This is a genomic window from Pseudomonas sp. LF020 (assembly GCF_053456425.1).
On the sequence record NZ_JBRFIX010000004.1, the window covers coordinates 595,500 to 613,982 of the forward strand.

The following is an 18,483-nucleotide window of genomic DNA, read 5'->3' on the forward strand; positions in this document are numbered from 1 at the left end:
GGCGCAGTCAGAAAACTGCCGTCAAACCTGAAGCGGTGAAGCGATTCACTCGGGCGAGTGGAAACTCAGGCTGTAATTCACCGCTTTGGGTCCTGGATCGAGGATATCCAGCGCGATGTGGATCGGCGTCTGCGGCGGCATTTCCGCCATGCCCTCAAGGTCGCCGTTGAGGTATTCGCCGGGTTTGAAGCGACGACTGGCGATCAGATGACCGTTGAGGTCAGCGAAGCGTAGCTCCAGCAACGGAAATGGCTGGGAGAACGTCGCGCGGTTGTAGATGATCGCATCCACCACCAGCGCCCCGCTGAATTCCGGATGGCTGCGCACCACCAGATTGCTGCTTTTGATTTTGCCGATGTCGACCTTGGACGGCACTGTGCAGCCGATCTGCGGACAGAACTGCTGAAACCATGGGCGGTACTGATCCTGGCGCGCCAGTTCGTCGAAATGATAGGCAATGTACTGACCTGCCAGACCGGCGGCGGCCAACAGCACCAGCAAGCCCCAGAGCAGGCGTCGGCCCCAGGGCGAGCGGCGCTTCTGCCAGTCCAGTTGCAGCGGATCGTCGGTCAGATCCTGCAGTACTTCGGCGCGCACGCCTGGTTCGGCACGCTCGCGTTTTTTGCGCAGCGGTTCGACCGAGGGCAGGTCATCTTCGTCGGGTTCGACGTTGGCGGACAGGCGTTCACGACGGGCATTCGGATCGATCGGGTCGTGCAGGCGCAGTTGCGGGATCGGCGGCTCGTCGTCCAGATCCACCGGCTCCAGCGACAGCGAAGGCTCGGTGCGCACGGTTTTCAGCGGTTCAGGTTCGACGGCATCTGGCTCGACTTCATCTTCGGGCTCGGGCAGGTGCTCATCGTCGCGGGCGCTGAACAGGCTGTCGCGCCACTCCGATTCATCGGCTTCCTGGCTGTCGCGACGCGCGCTCAGAGACTCTTCGCGCTGGCGACCGAATTCGGTGGTCGGCTGGATTTCCCGTTGTTCGAGGCGGGCCAGTTCTTCGTCCAGATCAAGACTGTCCAGATCCAGCTCGCTGGCGCTCCATTGCTTCTGGCTGATGGCGCGCGGTGCGGTCGGTTCGACGCTGGCCGGTGCTTCAACCACCGGCGGTGGCTCGCTGACCACAGGTTGAGCCTGTGCTGGCTGGACGATGGCTGGGGCCACCGGCGTCACCGCTTCCTTGCCGGCATGTTGTTCCAGCAGCTGTTTGGCGGCGTTGAACACTTGCAGGCAGGAGCCACAACGAACCACCCCACGGGCCACGCTCAATTGGGCATGGCTGACGCGGAAGCTGGTTTGGCAATGCGGGCACTGGGTGACGAAGCTGTCGGTCATGCGGCGATCCGGTTTATGCAGGCGGTCATTCTAGCGCCGACGGCCGGTGATACGCACCCAGCCATCGCGATTGGCGATTGGGTCGAGATCAAAGTCCTGCGCATAGGCGGCGGCGACTTCTTCACCTTGTTCGGCGAGGATGCCTGACAGCGCCAGGCGACCGCCGGTTTTCACCAGGCCGGACAATTGCGGCGCCAGGGAAACCAGCGGGCCGGCCAGAATGTTGGCGACCAGCACGTCGGCTTTGACCTGCGGCAGATCTTCCGGCAGGTACAGCGGGAACAGCTCATCGGCAATGTTGTTGCGCCCGGCGTTGTCACGCGAGGCTTCCAGCGCCTGCACATCGATGTCGGTGCCGACCGCTTCTTTGGCGCCGAGCAGCAGGGCGGCGATCGCCAGAATCCCCGAGCCGCAGCCGAAGTCCAGCACGTTGCAGTCTTTCAGGTCCTGACCGTCGAGCCATTCCAGGCACAGGGCGGTGGTCGGGTGGGTGCCAGTGCCGAACGCCAGGCCCGGATCCAGCAGCAAATTGACCGCGTCAGGCTCGGGCGCGGCGTGCCAGCTCGGCACGATCCACAGGCGCTGGCCGAAACGCATTGGCTGGAAACCGTCCATCCAGCTGCGTTCCCAGTCCTGGTCTTCGATGACTTCGCTGTGATGCTCGGGCAGCGGACTGCCGGTCAGCAGTTCCAGATGCGCGAGCACCGGCGCAGGCTCGGTGCCGCCCTCAAACAGGGCCAGCAGGTGCGTGTGCGCCCACAGTGGGGTGGTGTTGAGTTCCGGCTCGAAGATTGGCTGATCTTCGGCGTCCATGAAGGTCACCGAAACGGCGCCGACTTCAAGGAAAGCGTCTTCGTAGGTTTCGGCTTGTTCCGGGCTGATGGCGAGACGTACTTGCAGCCAAGGCATGGCGGGCACCTTTGAAAAAATATGATTGCAGCCTAGCGGCCAGCGAGAAGCGCGCAAGTTTACGCGAGCGCGCAGCAGAAGACGAACTTGGTTGAAAAGCAAAAGATCGCAGCCTGCGGCAGCTCCTACAGGAACGCATTCCAGTGTAGGAGCTGCCGCAGGCTGCGATCTTTTGACTTTGCTGCAGAAACAACAAAGCCGCCCGAAGGCGGCCTTGTCAGGTGCGGACTTGAAGCTTAGTGCTTCTCGCCAGCCAGCTTGTGCTCGAGGTAGTGAATGTTCACGCCCCCTTTGCAGAAGCCTTCGTCGCGGGTCAGATCACGGTGCAGCGGGATGTTGGTCTTGATCCCGTCAACCACGATCTCGTCCAGGGCATTACGCATGCGCGCCATGGCTTCGTCGCGGGTGGCGCCGTAAGTGATCAGCTTGCCGATCAGCGAGTCGTAGTTCGGCGGAACTGCATAACCGCTGTACAGGTGCGAATCGACGCGAACGCCGTTGCCGCCTGGGGCGTGGAAATGCTTGACCGTGCCCGGGCTCGGCATGAAGGTTTTCGGGTCTTCGGCGTTGATCCGGCACTCCAGCGAGTGACCGCGGATCACCACGTCATCCTGCGTGAACGACAGCTTGTTGCCAGCGGCGATGCTGAGCATCTCCTTGACGATGTCGATACCGGTGACCATTTCCGAAACCGGGTGCTCCACCTGAACACGGGTGTTCATTTCGATGAAGTAGAAACGACCGTTCTCGTACAGGAACTCGAAGGTACCAGCGCCACGGTAGCCGATGTCGATGCACGCCTTGACGCAACGAGCCAGCACTTCCTGGCGCGCCTGCTCGTCGATGCCCGGTGCCGGCGCTTCTTCAAGCACCTTCTGGTGACGACGTTGCAGCGAGCAATCGCGGTCGCCCAGATGGATGGCGTGACCCTGGCCGTCGGACAGTACCTGAACTTCGACGTGACGCGGGTTGGTCAGGAATTTTTCCAGATAGACCATCGGGTTGCCGAACGCCGCGCCAGCTTCGGAGCGGGTCAGTTTCGCCGAGGCGATCAGGTCTTCTTCCTTGTGCACCACGCGCATGCCGCGACCACCACCGCCGCCGGCGGCCTTGATGATCACCGGGTAGCCGACTTCACGACCGATGCGCAGCGCCGTTTCTTCGTCTTCCGGCAGCGGGCCGTCGGAACCAGGAACGGTTGGTACACCGGCTTCGATCATCGCGTGCTTGGCCGATACCTTGTCGCCCATCAGGCGAATGGTCTCGGCTTTCGGGCCGATGAAAGCGAAGCCGGAATTCTCGACCTGCTCGGCGAAATCGGCGTTTTCCGCGAGGAAACCGTAGCCTGGGTGAATGGCGGTAGCGCCAGTCACTTCAGCGGCAGCGATGATGGCCGGGATGTGCAGGTAGGACTGAGCGGCGGACGCCGGGCCGATGCAGACGGATTCGTCTGCCAGACCCAGGTGCATCAGCTCTTTGTCGGCCTTGGAGTAAACGGCGACGGTCTTGATGCCCATCTCTTTGCAGGCACGCAGAATCCGCAGGGCGATCTCACCGCGGTTAGCGATCAGAACTTTTTCCAACTTCGCAGTCATCAAAGGCTCTCCGCAGTTCAAACGATGGTGAACAGCGGTTGGTCGTACTCAACCGGCTGGCCGTCTTCGACGAGGATGGATTCGATCACACCGCTGGTTTCAGCTTCGATGTGGTTCATCATCTTCATGGCTTCGACGATGCACAGGGTGTCGCCTTTCTTCACGGTCTGGCCGACTTCAACGAAGGCTGGCGAGGTTGGCGAAGATTTACGGTAGAAGGTGCCTACCATTGGCGAGCGGGCCACGGTGCCGTTCAGTGCAGGAGCAGCAGCGGCAGCCGGAGCGGCAGCAGCCACTGGCGCAGCAGCGGCAGGTGCAGCGGCCGGAGCCTGCATCGGCGCCGGGGCGTAATACTGCTGAGCCGGGGTCTTGCTGTGACGGCTGATGCGTACGGACTCTTCGCCTTCCTTGATCTCGAGCTCGTCGATGCCGGACTCTTCCAGCAATTCGATCAGTTTCTTAACTTTACGGATATCCATGAATCATCAACTCCCAAGGGTCGGTCAGGGGCGTTTAACGCTTGTGGTTCAAGTCGTTGCCTGTGTTTCAAGCTGCTCTAGTGCGGCCTCCAGGGCCAGTCGGTAACCGCTGGCGCCAAGGCCGCAGATCACTCCCACCGCTACATCGGAGAAGTAAGAGTGATGGCGGAAAGGTTCGCGCTTGTGCACGTTGGACAAATGCACTTCGATGAATGGGATGCTCACTCCCAGCAGCGCGTCACGTAATGCGACGCTTGTGTGCGTAAAAGCTGCTGGATTGATCAGAATGAAATCCACGCCCTCACCGCGAGCGGCGTGGATGCGGTCGATCAATTCGTACTCGGCGTTGCTTTGCAGGTGCAGCAGATGATGGCCGGCTTCACGGGCGCGGCGCTCCAGATCCTGATTGATCTGCGCCAGGGTCGTTGAACCGTAGGTGCCGGGTTCGCGGGTGCCGAGCAGGTTCAGGTTGGGGCCGTGCAGCACCAGTAGCGTTGCCATCTGCGTGTTCCTTGTTATGAATGAGCAGTCGTCAGAACCCGGCGACTATGCCGCAAAGACTTTGTGACTGTCCAGTTCTCTGCAATAGCCAGCACGATGACCGATGTTTGCGCGAAATTTGTGACTGAGTGATTTGATCCGGTCACTGAGGGCAAACTGTGTAGGAGCTGCCGCAGGCTGCGATCTTTTGATCCTGGTATTTAAAAGCAAGATCAAAAGATCGCAGCCTCGTTTCACTCGACAGCTCCTACAGGGGGCCTGATCAGACGCGAAAGGCTTGCACGGCGGTATGCAGTTGCCCGCCCAATAGCAGCAGGTTCTCGCCCTGTTCACGACCTTCGCCGATGCGCAGCAGGTTATCGCCGCCCAGTTGATGGATCCGCTCGCTGTGATCGCGAATCTCGCTGACCGCGCCGCTTTGCTGGGCGGTGATATCAGCGATGCGGATCGCCGTGTCGGAAATGGTCTGGATCGCGCCGACGATTTTATCCAGCGCGCCGTCCGCCGCTTGTGCCTGATTGGCCGTGGCTTCGGCGTGTTCGACCTGCGCGCGCATGCCTTCGACCGATTGTCGGGCGGCGCTTTGCAGACCGGCGATCAGCGTCTGGATTTCCGCTGTCGCGCCCGCCGTGCGTTGCGCCAGTGAGCGCACTTCTTCGGCCACCACTGCAAAACCACGGCCCATTTCCCCGGCCCGCGCCGCTTCGATCGCCGCGTTCAGGGCCAGCAGGTTGGTCTGGTCGGCAATCGAGCGGATCACCGTCAGCACGCCACCAATGGTTGCCGACTCTTCGGCCAGGTGCTCGATCATCTGCGCGTTGCCCTGCACTTCGCCGACCAGCGCGTGCAGGCCGGTGAGGCTCTGGCCGATCACGGTTTGTCCGTGCTCGACGGCCAGCCCGGCATGGCGGCTGGCATCGGCGGCCTGCCGTGCATCGCCAGCGACCTGCTGAATGGTGGCTTCCAGTTCGCCCAGTGAATCGCGGATCAGCGCAGTGTCGCCGGCCTGATGTTCGGCACCGCTGTGCAGATCGTTGCTCAGTTCGGCCAGGGTGCGGCTGCTGCCGGCGACCTGTTCGGCATTGCCGCGAATCGTCCCGACCAGATCCACCAGATACGCGCGCAGGCGGTTCAGAGAAGCCTCGATGTCATGCAGTTCGCGGTTGGTCTTGCCCAACTGAATGTCGCGACTGAAATCACCTTCGGCCCAGGTCGACAGGGCCGGCGCAAGGTTGGTCAGGGTCCGGGCCAGGCGCCGCTGCAAGGTGTCGATCAACAGCGCGATCAGCAGAATCAGGCCGATCATCACGCCTTGCATCAAGCGCACTTCGCTCTGGATCTGCCCGTGCTGCGCGCGCACTACCGGCTCCAGTCCGGCGATCGCCTGTTGCACGGCAGCGATCTTCAGGTGGGTCGCGGTGCTCAGCTCGGTGCGTTTCTGGATCTGCTCGCGGGTACGTGCCAGCTCCGCCGGGTAGCGACCGAGCAGGCTGTTGAGTTCGCGCTTGAGGCCAACCCCGGCGTCTTCGGCGGCGGCTTTTTCTGTGCTTTCGATGCCCATCATCGCGGCGAAATCATCACTGCCGGATTCATTCGTGGCGACCACGCCGAGCAGGGGCAGGGCGTCGATGGCTTGAGCCTGGGTGCGGATGTTGTCGACTTCGCGCTCGACGTCGACCGCCAGTTCACTGCGGCCGCTGCTGACCAGTTTGTCGCGGGCCAGCGACAGCTTGCCCAGATGCTGGGAGGCGGCGAGCAGCGGCGTCAGGTACGTCGCGTTGCCGTTGGCGTAGGTGCTCAGTTGATCGAGGCTGGCGCTCAGCTCGCGTTCGGCCTGCAGCAACAATGCCTGCGGATCACCGGCCAGTTTGCCGGCCGCGAGCAGGTCGGTCTTGCTGAATTCTTCCAGGCTCGACAGGCTCGGGCGCAGGGTCTCGGCCAGTGCCGGCGGCAGTTCGCCGAGCTCCTTCTGCAGGCCGTCGATGGCCTGGCTGGCGCTGCTCAGGCGCAGGGCGTCGCCGCTGGCGAGGTAGTCCTCGACATTGCGTGCCACGTCATTCTGAAATTGCTGCGACAGACCGAGGTAGCGCTCCATCAACAGATACGGGCGCTCCAGGGCTTTTTGCGACCACCACAGCGTCGCACCGAGCGCCACGCAAACGGCGACCAGCAGCAGAGTATTGAGATTGGTGAGCAACTTCAGGCGCATGACGGCTACCAACGGCAGAAATGGTAAGCGCCTGAATTTATTGCGGTTCTGTTACAGCGTTATGACCGAATCAGTGGATTCCGATGAAAAAGTGGCACTTTGCTTTGAGTCACGCGCGGTCTGCACCCGGTTGCGTCCGGCACCTTTGGCGCGGTACAGCGCCTCGTCGGCCTGGCTGGCCATCATCAGGCTGTCGGAATCATCGTGCATTTCCACCACGCCGGCGCTGAAGGTGCACCACAAATCCTGCGGCTGCGCCGGGTAGTGGATTTCGGCGAAGCGCTGGCGAATTTCGTCGAGCACTTTGTGCGCCGCTTCTATATCAGTGTCGGGCATGACGATGGCGAATTCTTCGCCACCATAACGACCGATGAAGTCGGTCTTGCGCAGGCGTTGCTTGAGGAACAGCGCCAGGCTTTTGATCACCCGGTCGCCCATCGGATGGCCGTGGCTGTCGTTGACCCGTTTGAAGTGGTCGATGTCGAGCATGGCAAAGCTCAGCGGCTTGTTCTCGCGGCGGGCGCGGAACGAGCAGTCTTCGAGCAATTGCAGGATGTGCGTGTGGTTGTACAGGCCGGTGAGGCTGTCGCGGACCATCCGCGCCTTGAGGTTGCGCGCACGGGCGGCGCGGTTGCGCACAGTCGTAATCAGATGCCGCGGCTTGATCGGTTTGGTCAGGAAGTCGTCGCCGCCCTCGCTCATGGCGTCGAGCTGCTTGTCCAGATCGTCCTCGGCCGACAAGTAAATGATCGGCACGCTGACGTAGCGGTCGTTGTGGCGGATGACCTTGGCCAGTTCGGTACCGGTGCAGGCCGGCATGTACATGTCGAGGATGATCAGATCCGGCTGGAAGTCCGCCAGTTCGGCCATTGCCTGGATCGGTTCGATCAGCGTGCGGGTGACGATTCCGGCGCTGTTGAGCAGGCGCTCGGTGTGCAAGGCCTGGGCGCGGGAGTCGTCGATGATCAGCACTTTATAAGGTTCGTACTGGGCGACGCAGGTCAGGACTTCGATCTTCTCCAGCAGGCTCGACGCTTCGAGGGTGCCGGTGAGGAATTCCTGGCCGCCGGCGCGCACGGCGGCGAGGCGGGTCGGGGTGTCGGTTTCGTGCAGGCTGAAGAACAGCAGCGGCAGCGGTTCTTCCAGGCCGACCTGGGCTTCGGCAGCCAGCTGCAAGCCGACGCCTGCGCCGCTGAAGTCCACGTCCATGACGATCGCGGCGGGCAAGCGCTCGACCATCGAGGAGCGAAATGCCGCGACACTGTCCAGTGCCTGCGCGGTAAGGCCGAAAAACTCCAGCTGCTTGGCCAGCCGCTCGGCGCGGTCGTGATCCTGCAACATGACGTAGATCGGTTTGCGCAGCGGCGGCAGGAAGGTCTGGTCGAGTTGATCGCCATGGCGCAGACCGGTGCGCGACAGGCGCTGCATCAAGCGATTGAGATCGGTGATCAGGCCGCTGCTCAGGCGCCCGCGATTGGCGTCCACCGCTTCCAGCGACTGGCCGATATGACGCGCGAGTTGCGTGTGTTCGGGCTGTTCGAAACGCTCGGCAAAACGCAGCAGGCGCAGGTTGGCCTCGCTGAGTTCGGCGAGGTCGGCGGTGGACCACTCACTGCGTTGCAGGCGCTGCCATATCTCAAGAATCTGACGTGCCTGATGAATTACCCGCTGGGCAAAGTGGTGCTTGAGGCGCTCACGGCTGGGGTCTTCTGGCTCGGTCATATCCTGACTACTAGTTAGGGCGCATGCTGAGATCGACTGGTGGCTCTATGCTAGCACCTCTTTTCCCTTATATGAGTGTCGTGCATCAATAATCTGCGGCGCTGCACAATTCAGTTTCTGACCGGGTGGTCTCGGATTGGACCTGTTCGTCGCTGAGACTCCCGAAAACCGGGCGTGTCGTGCTGCTCAATAGGTGAAAAAGCCTTTGTGCACAACGCTGTGCTGCGCACACGCGCTGATCTGCAAATGTCTGATTCGGGGCTACATTGGTAGCGGTGTATCAGGGAAACCCCTAGAGAATTCGCAGTTCGATGTCGGGCCTTCGGTGGATTTTCTGCTTCTCTTCAATGGCGGGTGCCGGCCTTGGCACGTTGTTGTATGGTTGTGGTCGAACCGTTGAACCCAAGTGATTGAAAGGATATCGCCATGCTGGACTGGAAGAACCGCGCGGGCAGCGCGCCTGAACGTGCCGCTGAGCCGAAGTCGGCCACCCGCAGCTATGTGGGCGGGCTGTTGTTCAGCCGCGCGCTGGCCACGCTGATCGGCATTTATCTGCTGGTGACCATCGGCCTGGGCTGGTACTGGAGCCAGGAGCCGGCGCTGTTTCCGGTGGCGCAAAACGCCCAGGCGGCTGCCGAGAAAGAAGGCAAGCAAATGGTCGTCGGCTACACCACGGTCGAAACCCTCAAGACCGTTGCCGGTACGTTGCTGAACAAACCGGGCGGCTACATTTCCAACGACCGTTTCCCGCCTGGCCTGTGGATGGACAACACGCCAAGCTGGGAATACGGCGTGCTGGTGCAGGTGCGTGACCTGACCCGGGCACTGCGCAAAGACTTCGCCCGCTCGCAGTCGCAGTCGGCTGAAGATGCTGATCTGGCCAAGGCCGAACCGCGTTTCAACTTCGACAACAAGAGCTGGATCCTGCCGTCGAGCGAATCGGAATACCAGGAAGGCATCAACTCCCTGAGCCGTTATCAGGCGCGTCTGTCTGATCCAACGCAGAAAAACGCCTTGTTCTACGCCCGCGCCGACAACCTCAACAACTGGCTGGGCGATGTCGGCACCCGTCTGGGTTCGCTGTCGCAACGCCTGTCCGCCAGTGTCGGCCGGGTGAAACTCAACACCGCGCTGAAAACCGAAGTGCCGGCGGTTGGCGAAGTACCGCAAGTTGACGAGGAAGTCGTAGAGACTCCGTGGATGCAGATCGACAACGTGTTCTACGAAGCACGCGGTCAGGCCTGGGCGCTGTCGCACCTGTTGCGCGCCATCGAAGTGGACTTCGCCGATGTGCTGGCGAAGAAGAACGCCACGGTCAGCGTGCGTCAGATCATCCGTGAGCTGGAAGCGTCGCAGGAGCCGGTCTGGAGCCCGATGATCCTCAATGGCAGCGGCTTCGGCGTACTGGCCAACCACTCGCTGGTCATGGCCAACTACATTTCCCGGGCCAACGCCGCGGTGATCGATCTGCGTCAACTGCTCAATCAGGGTTGAGTCATGGTCGATAGCGCCAAAGAGGCGGCGCACCGCGCCGCCTCCGATGCTGAACAGATCGCCTGGGTCGACGAGCAGGACAACCTGCTCGGCGCCCTGGTGCGGGCCGATCTGCGCGAGCGCGGGCTGATCGGTCGCGGCACCTACATCATGCTGTTCAACAGCGCCGGTGAGCTCTGCGTGCACCGGCGCACCCTCAGCAAGGCGATCTATCCCGGTTACTGGGATGTGGCGGCCGGCGGCATGGTGCAGGCCGATGAGACCTACGCCGAATCGGCGGCCCGCGAACTGGAAGAGGAATTGGGCGTGAGCGGGGTGGAACTGACCGCCCACGATCATTTCTTCTTCGAGGACACCGGCAATCGCCTGTGGTGCTCGGCGTTTTCCGCGGTGTGGGACGGCCCGCTGAAACTGCAGCCGGAAGAAGTGCTGGAAGCACGCTTTATTCCGGTCGAACAGGTATTGCTGGAAATCCAGCAAAAGCCTTATTGCCCGGACTCTCTGGCAGCCTTGAAGCGCTATCTGAAGACGCAGCAAAGCGACGTCGCAAAGAACACATAAATTGGCGCCGATTGGCTCTTAGCAATTGCGCTTTTTGCCGTTACACTGCGCGACCTTTTCAAGCTGCACCGAATGGTTTGACGTGGGCCTGAACGATTAAGGGCCTGTAGGAGCTGCCGAAGGCTGCGATCTTTTGATCTTTGAAGACCAGGATCAAAAGATCGCAGCCTCGTTTCACTCGACAGCTCCTACAGGTCGAAGTCGAGCGGTTCAACGATTTCGGTGCAGTAGCGCTGCCCCTGCCTGAGTGGGGCTTCGCGGTCGATGACCTTGCCCAAGGTCGCGATCAGTCTTTGTCCTCCCAAGAGGATTGCCGGTGGCCAAAAAAGCCGCATCCTTCGCCGCCCTTGGTGGCCTGGTATTTTCCACCGACGCAGGTCGTCATTGCCCGGAATGCAGCAAGCCGGTGGACGCCTGTATCTGCAAACAAACCGTGATCCCGGCCGGGGACGGCATTGCCCGCGTGCGTCGCGAGAGCAAGGGCCGTGGCGGCAAGACGGTGACCACCATCACCGGTGTGCCACTGGCCGAAGACGCCCTCAAGGAATTGGCGACAACGTTGAAGAAACGTTGCGGCACCGGCGGGGCGTTGAAGGACGGGATCATCGAAATCCAGGGCGATCATGTCGAGCTACTCTTGGCAGAGCTGATCAAACACGGTTTCAAAGCGAAGAAGTCCGGCGGCTAGCAGCCTCTGTGAAATCCATCTGCGGCTTGATCCGGCACTGAAGCAGTTCAGATCCGGCGTCGTCTCCATGGTTTTCACAGAGCCTGTTCATGACCGGTTTCTAAACTACACGCGGTCAGCGCGGTCTACCGCCGCGCTGACGAACCGTCATTTTCATTCTTTAGACTGCGCCGGCCTGCGATCAGGCGACGCACTATGACTTCTTTATAGGGGACTTCGATGTCCGTACGACGCACACGTAAAGACGATGGCAGCCAATGGACAGTTGCGGACAGCCGCAGTGTTTACGGGATTCGCCATTGGGGGGCCGGGTATTTCGCGATCAATGACGCCGGTCGCGTCGAAGTTCGTCCGAACGGCCCGAGCAGCTCGCCCATCGACCTGTTCGAACAAGTCGACCAACTGCGCAAGAGCGGCTTGTCCTTGCCGTTACTGGTGCGTTTCCCCGACATCCTGCAAGACCGTGTCCGTCAGCTGACCGGTGCTTTCGACTCGAACATCGAGCGCCTGGAATACCAGAGCAAGTACACCGCGCTGTACCCGATCAAGGTCAACCAGCAAGAGGCGGTGATCGAAAACATCATCGCCACCCAGAACGTTTCCATCGGTCTGGAAGCCGGCTCCAAGCCTGAGCTGCTGGCGGTGCTGGCGCTGGCGCCGAAGGGCGGCACCATCGTCTGCAACGGTTACAAGGACCGCGAGTTCATCCGTCTGGCGTTGATGGGGCAGAAGCTCGGCCACAACGTGTTCATCGTCATCGAGAAAGAATCCGAAGTCGGTCTGGTGATCGAAGAAGCCGCCTCGCTCAAGGTCAAGCCGCAGGTTGGTCTGCGCGTGCGTCTGTCGTCGCTGGCCTCGTCGAAGTGGGCGGACACCGGTGGCGAGAAATCCAAATTCGGTCTGTCGGCGGCGCAACTGCTGTCGGTGGTCGAGCGCTTCCGCGCCGCCGGCCTCGATCAGGGCATTCGTCTGCTGCACTTCCATATGGGTTCGCAGATCGCCAACCTGGCTGACTACCAGCACGGTTTCAAGGAAGCCATCCGTTACTACGGCGAGTTGCGCAACCTGGGCCTGCCGGTCGATCACATCGACGTCGGCGGCGGTCTGGGTGTCGACTACGACGGTACCCACTCGCGCAATGCCAGTTCGATCAACTATGACATGGACGACTACGCCGGTGTCGTGGTCGGCATGCTCAAGGAGTTCTGCGACGCGCAGAGCCTGCCGCATCCGCACATCTTCTCCGAAAGCGGCCGCTCGCTGACCGCACACCACGCGATGCTGGTGGTGCAGGTGACCGACGTCGAGAAACACAACGACGACGTACCGCAGATCGAAAACAAGGAAGCGCTGCCGGAAACCGTGCAGTGGCTGGTGGACCTGCTCGGCCCGACCGACATCGAAATGGTCACCGAAACCTACTGGCGCGCCACGCACTACATGAGCGACGTGGCTTCGCAGTACGCCGACGGCAAGCTGACCCTGGCGGAAAAGGCCCTGGCCGAGCAGTGCTACTTCGCTGTGTGCCGTCGCCTGCACAACTCGTTGAAGGCGCGTCAGCGTTCGCACCGTCAGGTGCTCGACGAACTCAACGACAAGCTGGCCGACAAGTACATCTGCAACTTCTCGGTGTTCCAGAGCCTGCCGGACACCTGGGCGATCGATCAGGTGCTGCCGATCATCCCGCTGCATCGTCTGGACGAAGAGCCGCTGCGTCGCGCCGTGCTGCAAGACCTGACCTGCGACTCCGACGGCAAGATCAACCAGTACGTCGACGAGCAGAGCATCGAGACCAGCCTGCCGGTACACGGTCTGAATGAAGGTGAAGACTATCTGCTGGGCGTGTTCCTGGTCGGCGCCTATCAGGAAATTCTCGGCGACATGCACAACCTGTTCGGTGACACCGACTCGGTGAACATCTACCAGAACGCCGATGGCAGCGTGTACCACGCCGGTATCGAAACCCACGACACCATTGAAGACATGCTGCGTTACGTGCACCTGTCGCCGGAAGAACTGATGACCCACTACCGCGACAAGTGCGCCAGTGCCCGCATCAGTGCCAGCGAACGCACGCAGTTCCTCGATGCCTTGCGTCTGGGTCTGACCCGCTCCTCCTACCTGTCTTCCTGAGTCAGGTCTGTTGCACCGGGTTGTCTGAAATTTTCCCTCAGGCTGTGGAAAATTCGGATGACCCGGTGGGACATCTCCCAAATTTCCCGAGAAATGACTGCCTGGCACAGTCCGTAGAGTCATACGGTCTGCTTTTCGCGTAGGTCATTTCCTAAGTTGTACTTCAGCTCTCTACTCGGCCCTGGCTCTCGGCGAGAATCCCCGGCCGCCCCTCCTGTAGAGATCCGCCCATGTTCGAATCAGTCAACGAGCCGTCGTTTCGTCTCGATGTAGCGGGGCTGCCCGACCCCTTCGAGGTGCTGGCCTTTACCGGAAGTGAGGGCATCAGCGAACCCTTTGTCTTTACCATCGATCTGTTGATCGATGATCCGCAATTGAATCTGGCCGGTCTGCTGTATCGCTCGGCGTTCCTGCAGTTCGGCCCCTTGCCAAATGGCTTGAGCGGACAGTTGCAGAGTGTGGTCCAGCATGAGCACGGTGAGGGATGCCGATTGTGTCGGGTGACCCTGGAGCCGAAGCTGAGTTGTCTGGCACTGCGTTTCAGTCAGCGGATTTTCAGCAGTCAGTGTGTGCCGCAGATCCTCGCGCAGGTGCTCAAGGAGCATGGAATCACTGGCACGCAATGCCGCTTTGATTTGCACGGCGACTACCCGGTGCGGACCTTTTGCACGCAATACCGTGAATCGGACCTGCAATTTGTACAGCGGCTGTGCGCGCAGGCACGGATTCATTACTACTTCGAACATCGTCCCAACGGACACTGTCTGGTCTTCGCCGATGATCCGGTACGGTTGCCGGTTTCTGGTGTGGCCTCTGTGGACGCCGGCGCGAGCGCGCCTTCGGTAAGACGCTGGCAGATAGAGGTGCAGGCCGCGGATGCGCACGTGCAGACCGTCGGCACCCGCAAAGCTTATGGCCACAGCGATCTGCCGAGCTTGCGCAGCGCACAGTGGCTGACGCTGACCGCGCATCCCCTGGCCGAGTGCAACCGCCGCTGGTTGCTGAGCCGGATCGAACATCGTGCCGACGCCGGCAGCGAGCCGTCTTACAGCAACCGCATCGTTGCCAGCGCCCAGGCGCCTCTGCCCATGCCGGCCAGCACTTGTGCCAGACCGCGCATGCACAGCCTGCAACGTGCCTGGGTGGTGACGGTCGACGAACCGCAGCCCGACGATCAGCGGCCGGTGGCCGTGCAATTCGACTGGGTCTATCAGGGCGAAGGCGCTGCCGCCAGCCACTGTTGGCTACCGCTCGCGGCGGCGTTGAGCGACGCGTCGCTGGCATCCTTGCGTGAAGGTGTCGAGGTGGTGGTGAGTTTTCATGAGGGCGACCCGGATCAGCCAGTGATCAGTGGCGTGCTGCAGGAACCGGTGCTGATCGAGGACTGCGCAGAGGCATTGGCACTGCCGGACGTGCTGCCGAGCGCAGGTCTGGCGCAATGGCTCAAGTCCGCCGAACCGCTGTTACTGTTGTGCCTGATGCCCGGCGGTGGCAGTTACAACCACTGCACGGCGTCGATCTGCAGTTGTCGGCTGGTCGCCTCGCTGGATCAGGGCGCCGCCACTTGAGCGGCGTCGGGTTTGCCCAGCAGGCACAGTGGCTGTTGCTCGATGGCGCCGATACACAGCAGGCGCTGGCGACACTGCGTCAGGGCTTCGCCGGTGTACATTGCACGCGGCTGTTCGAGGGCACCGAGTTTCGGGCGGTGAGCGATCAAGGGCCGCTGTTGGTCGAATTGCACGAGAGCCCGGCACTGGCTGCACTGTGTCATCGCGATCCGCAGACCTGGCGTGGTCTGCTGCTTGCCAGCGATGCCTCGCCACCGATACTGCTGCGTCACCTGCGGCGGATGCTGACGGTTTCGTTCGGACTCAATCACCGCGCCTTGCTCGGTTACTACAACCAGCAGACAGCGAGTTATTTCTTCGATGCCTGCGATGCCGCCGACTTGAGTCGCTGGCTCGGGCCGATCCGCCTGCTGCGCTGGTTCGGCGGCACCTGGGCCGACCTCGCCATCGGCAGTCAGGGCTGGCAGCAACTGCGCAACCCGCAGTGGGTGGTCGAGCCGCTGGGGATCGACGAAAGCCTCACCCATCGTCAGCGCGAACGTTTGCAAAGCTGCCTGCTGGAACAACACATCTGGCGCTGGTGCCAATCAATGGGAACCGACTACGCGCGCATGGCCTCCCATGTGCAGGAGGGGCTGAGCCTGGATTTCAGCGACCGCACGGTGCTGGATGGCTGGTTGTGGCTACGCTTGCAGCATCCCCGGGCGCAACTGCCCGGCGTGCCGGACGGGCTGAGCCAGCAGGAACGCCTCGATCATGTGCGACAACACTGGCAGCCAGATCAACCCTGAGGTGCGGCATCTATGGCAAACCCTCTGTGGCAACGGTTCGGCGCAATGCTTGGCGGGTTCCTGCTGCTGGTGCTGACCGGGTGCTCTCCGGTCAAGGTGCTCAATGCACTGACCCCCGCCGACACGTTCCACAGAACCGTCGGAATAACCTATGGCGATGATCCGCGACAGAAGCTCGACGTCTACGTGCCACGCCATTCGCTGGAGGGCGCGCCGGTGGTGGTGTTCTTCTACGGCGGCAGCTGGAACAGCGGTGATCGCGGCGATTACGCGTTTGTCGGCGAGGCGCTGGCGTCGCGGGGGATTATCGCGGTGCTGGCGGATTATCGGCTGTACCCGCAAGTGCGCTATCCGTTGTTTCTTGAAGACTCGGTGCGGGCGGTGGCCTGGACCCGGGCGCATATCCGCGAATACTCCGGCAACCCGCAACGGTTGTACCTGATGGGCCACAGTTCCGGCGCTTACAACGCGGCGATGCTGGCGCTGGATCCTGGCCTGCTCGGTGCGGTGGGCATGTCGCCCAAAGACCTCAGCGGCTGGATCGGCCTGGCCGGGCCGTATGATTTTCTGCCGATCGAGAATCCGCAGGTGCGCCCTGTGTTTTTCTGGCCCGACTCACCGCCGCAATCGCAGCCGATCAACCATGTCAGGCAGGGCGAGCCTCCGGCGCTGCTGATCGCCGCGACCAGGGACAATCTGGTCAACCCGACGCGCAACACCGCAGGCCTGGCGCGCAAACTGCGCGAGGCCGGTGTGCCGGTGCAGGATCTGTACTACTCGCGGCCCAGTCATGTGACGCTGGTGGCGGCCCTGTCGCGGCCGCTTCGGCGCTTGGCGCCGGTACTCGATCAAGTCGTCGCATTCGTCAAACACACGCCGGCTCAGTGAGCGGTGCCGCTGAACCAGCCGTCGTTGCGCCGCAGCCACAGGGCCAGTGCGCCGAGGGTCAGGCTGCGCAAGACCATGAACAGCAGGAACGTTATCCACAGCCCATGATTGCCCAGCCCTTGCAATGCCCAGGCGAACGGCAGCAGCAGGGCGACGGTCAGCAGCATGCCGTTGCGCATCTCCCGGGCGCGGGTGGCGCCGATGAACAGGCCATCGAGCAAGTAGCTCCACACCGCAATCAGCGGCAGTACCGCCAGATACGGCAGATAGATGAACGCGGTGTCGCGCACGCTCTGGATGTCGGTCTGCATCTCAATAAACAAATGCCCGCCTAACAGAAACAGCGCGGCAAAACCGAGGCTGGCCAGCAACGACCAGCCGCCGGCCACCACCAGCGAACGGCGCAGCGCGAGCCGGTCGCGGGCGCCGATGGCGTGTCCGCACAACGCTTCAACCGCATGTGCCAGACCGTCCAGTGCATGCGCGGTCAACAGCAAGCCGTTGAGCAGCAGGGCGTTGGCTGCCACCGTGGCATCGCCCAAGCGCGCACCTTGCACGGTGATCAGGAAAAACACCGATTGCAGCGCCAGGCTGCGGATGAAAATATCGCGGTTGACCGCCAGCAACGGGCGCCAGCTCCGCCACACCTTCAACGCTCCCCAGACGATGTGCCCGGGATAGGCGCGCAACGCGCCACGGGTCAGCCACAGGCCGAGCAGGGCGCCGCTCCACTCGGCGATCACCGAGGCCCGGGCCGAGCCGACCACGCCCCATTCCAGGCCAATCACGAACCACAGGTTCAGAGCGATGTTGATCAGGTTGGTGCTCAGCAGAATCGCCAGCGGCGCCCGGGCGTTCTGGGTGCCGAGAAACCAGCCGACCAGGGCGTAACTGGCTAACGCTGCCGGCAGCCCGAATAACCGGGTGTGGAAGAATTCGCGGGTCAGTTGATCGAGCTCGGCCGAGGGCTGCATGAAGTGCAGGGCCACGCCGCTCAACGGCACGCCGAGGGTGCCGAACACGATCGCCAGTCCCAGCGCCAGCAGCAAACCCTGCAACAGAATCTGCCGCAACGCCGCGCCATCGCTGCGCCCGGCGGCCTGCGCGGCAAACCCGGTGGTGCCCATGCGCAGAAAGCCCATGGCCCAGGCGAGAAAGGTATAGAGGCTGGCGCCGACCGCCACCGCGCCCAATTGATGGGCGTGGGGCAGGTGACCGATGACGGTGCTGTCGACCAGCGCCACCAGCGGCACGGAAATATTCGAAAGAATCATCGGCGCGGCGAGCGCCCAGACCTTGCGGTGAGTCGGACGGTCGCGCCAGTCGGCAATCAGGTTGGACATGCGGGCTCCTTGGGGGAGCGGGGATTGTAGCGATTCGTGCGGCCTGCGATGCAACCAATGTGGGAGTGAGCCTGCTCGCGACAGCGGTGTGTCATTCAGAGCAGTTTTGGCTGATCTGACGCCTTCGCGAGCAAGCCCGCTTGTATGTTTAGACTTGAAGGGGTGGGCGGGACTACAGACTCGATTCTGACTCTGACCAGTACAGACCGTGGGAGACTTCTCGTCCCGCCCCTTCTACCCAAAGCGCCAATAAGGAATTCATCG

General features: G+C 62.0%; 15 protein-coding genes. 7 read left to right on the forward strand and 8 right to left on the reverse strand.

Annotated features, from left to right (window positions below; translation table 11 throughout):
• Positions 1 to 45: 45 nt before the first annotated feature.
• From ACU680_RS13195 to gcbA, 7 genes are all read right to left on the reverse strand, one after another.
• Positions 46 to 1,338: a DUF3426 domain-containing protein gene (locus tag ACU680_RS13195; protein WP_448179647.1), complete on the reverse strand. Its 1,293-nt coding sequence runs from the start codon at positions 1,336 to 1,338 to the stop codon at positions 46 to 48.
• Between the two features lie 30 nt (positions 1,339 to 1,368).
• Positions 1,369 to 2,247 carry a 50S ribosomal protein L11 methyltransferase gene (gene prmA / locus ACU680_RS13200; RefSeq protein ID WP_027613592.1) on the reverse strand — a complete coding sequence of 293 codons (879 nt, stop codon included), beginning with the start codon at positions 2,245 to 2,247 and terminating at the stop codon, positions 1,369 to 1,371.
• 236 nt (positions 2,248 to 2,483) lie between these two features.
• Positions 2,484 to 3,842, reverse strand: a complete 1,359-nt coding sequence (gene accC / locus ACU680_RS13205; protein WP_007961940.1) for an acetyl-CoA carboxylase biotin carboxylase subunit — start codon at positions 3,840 to 3,842, stop codon at positions 2,484 to 2,486.
• A gap of 17 nt (positions 3,843 to 3,859) precedes the next feature.
• Positions 3,860 to 4,321 (reverse strand): acetyl-CoA carboxylase biotin carboxyl carrier protein, encoded by a 462-nt coding sequence (accB, locus tag ACU680_RS13210; RefSeq protein WP_027613594.1) that lies wholly within the window; start codon positions 4,319 to 4,321, stop codon positions 3,860 to 3,862.
• A 48-nt stretch (positions 4,322 to 4,369) separates the two neighbouring features.
• Entirely contained in the window at positions 4,370 to 4,822 is a 453-nt protein-coding gene (gene aroQ / locus ACU680_RS13215; RefSeq protein WP_025111759.1) for a type II 3-dehydroquinate dehydratase, read from the reverse strand.
• Positions 4,823 to 5,084: 262 nt separating this feature from the next.
• Positions 5,085 to 7,031, reverse strand: coding sequence for a methyl-accepting chemotaxis protein (locus tag ACU680_RS13220; RefSeq protein ID WP_448179648.1), 1,947 nt, complete (start codon positions 7,029 to 7,031; stop codon positions 5,085 to 5,087).
• 51 nt (positions 7,032 to 7,082) lie between these two features.
• Positions 7,083 to 8,753, reverse strand: a complete 1,671-nt coding sequence (gcbA, locus tag ACU680_RS13225; protein WP_400760394.1) for a diguanylate cyclase GcbA — start codon at positions 8,751 to 8,753, stop codon at positions 7,083 to 7,085.
• A gap of 426 nt (positions 8,754 to 9,179) precedes the next feature.
• Here gcbA and ACU680_RS13230 point away from each other — a divergent pair, with 426 nt between their 5' ends.
• The 7 genes from ACU680_RS13230 (at position 9,180) to ACU680_RS13260 (ending at position 16,876) form a co-directional block, all read left to right on the forward strand.
• Entirely contained in the window at positions 9,180 to 10,247 is a 1,068-nt protein-coding gene (locus ACU680_RS13230) for a DUF2333 family protein (protein WP_007963034.1), read from the forward strand.
• 3 nt (positions 10,248 to 10,250) lie between these two features.
• Complete coding sequence (locus tag ACU680_RS13235) at positions 10,251 to 10,808, forward strand: NUDIX hydrolase (RefSeq protein ID WP_448179649.1); 558 nt, start codon at positions 10,251 to 10,253, stop codon at positions 10,806 to 10,808.
• A gap of 316 nt (positions 10,809 to 11,124) precedes the next feature.
• Positions 11,125 to 11,496 carry a translation initiation factor Sui1 gene (locus ACU680_RS13240; RefSeq protein WP_007914613.1) on the forward strand — a complete coding sequence of 124 codons (372 nt, stop codon included), beginning with the start codon at positions 11,125 to 11,127 and terminating at the stop codon, positions 11,494 to 11,496.
• Positions 11,497 to 11,715: 219 nt separating this feature from the next.
• Positions 11,716 to 13,629, forward strand: coding sequence for an arginine decarboxylase (gene speA / locus ACU680_RS13245; protein ID WP_007963030.1), 1,914 nt, complete (start codon positions 11,716 to 11,718; stop codon positions 13,627 to 13,629).
• A 230-nt stretch (positions 13,630 to 13,859) separates the two neighbouring features.
• A complete protein-coding gene (locus ACU680_RS13250) occupies positions 13,860 to 15,197 on the forward strand; it encodes a contractile injection system protein, VgrG/Pvc8 family (protein ID WP_448179650.1) in 1,338 nt (445 codons plus the stop codon).
• Positions 15,194 to 15,988 (forward strand): DUF4123 domain-containing protein, encoded by a 795-nt coding sequence (locus tag ACU680_RS13255; protein ID WP_448179651.1) that lies wholly within the window; start codon positions 15,194 to 15,196, stop codon positions 15,986 to 15,988. Before ACU680_RS13250 ends, ACU680_RS13255 begins: the two co-directional genes overlap by 4 nt.
• Before the next feature lie 12 nt (positions 15,989 to 16,000).
• Positions 16,001 to 16,876 (forward strand): alpha/beta hydrolase, encoded by an 876-nt coding sequence (locus tag ACU680_RS13260; protein WP_448179652.1) that lies wholly within the window; start codon positions 16,001 to 16,003, stop codon positions 16,874 to 16,876.
• Here ACU680_RS13260 and ACU680_RS13265 read toward each other — a convergent pair.
• The gene (locus ACU680_RS13265; RefSeq protein ID WP_448179653.1) at positions 16,870 to 18,219 is read right to left on the reverse strand and encodes an MATE family efflux transporter; all 1,350 of its coding nucleotides are present in this window, start codon (positions 18,217 to 18,219) and stop codon (positions 16,870 to 16,872) included. The genes ACU680_RS13260 and ACU680_RS13265 overlap by 7 nt on opposite strands.
• Positions 18,220 to 18,483: the final 264 nt, after the last annotated feature.

Bases quoted from the DNA above. Each gene is read 5' to 3' on its own strand.
- ACU680_RS13195 (WP_448179647.1), bottom strand. From the start codon at position 1,338: ATGACCGACAGCTTCGTCACCCAGTGCCCGCATTGCCAAACCAGCTTC.
- prmA (WP_027613592.1), bottom strand. From the start codon at position 2,247: ATGCCTTGGCTGCAAGTACGTCTCGCCATCAGCCCGGAACAAGCCGAA.
- accC (WP_007961940.1), bottom strand. From the start codon at position 3,842: ATGACTGCGAAGTTGGAAAAAGTTCTGATCGCTAACCGCGGTGAGATC.
- accB (WP_027613594.1), bottom strand. From the start codon at position 4,321: ATGGATATCCGTAAAGTTAAGAAACTGATCGAATTGCTGGAAGAGTCC.
- aroQ (WP_025111759.1), bottom strand. From the start codon at position 4,822: ATGGCAACGCTACTGGTGCTGCACGGCCCCAACCTGAACCTGCTCGGC.
- ACU680_RS13220 (WP_448179648.1), bottom strand. From the start codon at position 7,031: ATGCGCCTGAAGTTGCTCACCAATCTCAATACTCTGCTGCTGGTCGCC.
- gcbA (WP_400760394.1), bottom strand. From the start codon at position 8,753: ATGACCGAGCCAGAAGACCCCAGCCGTGAGCGCCTCAAGCACCACTTT.
- ACU680_RS13230 (WP_007963034.1), top strand. From the start codon at position 9,180: ATGCTGGACTGGAAGAACCGCGCGGGCAGCGCGCCTGAACGTGCCGCT.
- ACU680_RS13235 (WP_448179649.1), top strand. From the start codon at position 10,251: ATGGTCGATAGCGCCAAAGAGGCGGCGCACCGCGCCGCCTCCGATGCT.
- speA (WP_007963030.1), top strand. From the start codon at position 11,716: ATGTCCGTACGACGCACACGTAAAGACGATGGCAGCCAATGGACAGTT.
- ACU680_RS13250 (WP_448179650.1), top strand. From the start codon at position 13,860: ATGTTCGAATCAGTCAACGAGCCGTCGTTTCGTCTCGATGTAGCGGGG.
- ACU680_RS13260 (WP_448179652.1), top strand. From the start codon at position 16,001: ATGGCAAACCCTCTGTGGCAACGGTTCGGCGCAATGCTTGGCGGGTTC.
- ACU680_RS13265 (WP_448179653.1), bottom strand. From the start codon at position 18,219: ATGTCCAACCTGATTGCCGACTGGCGCGACCGTCCGACTCACCGCAAG.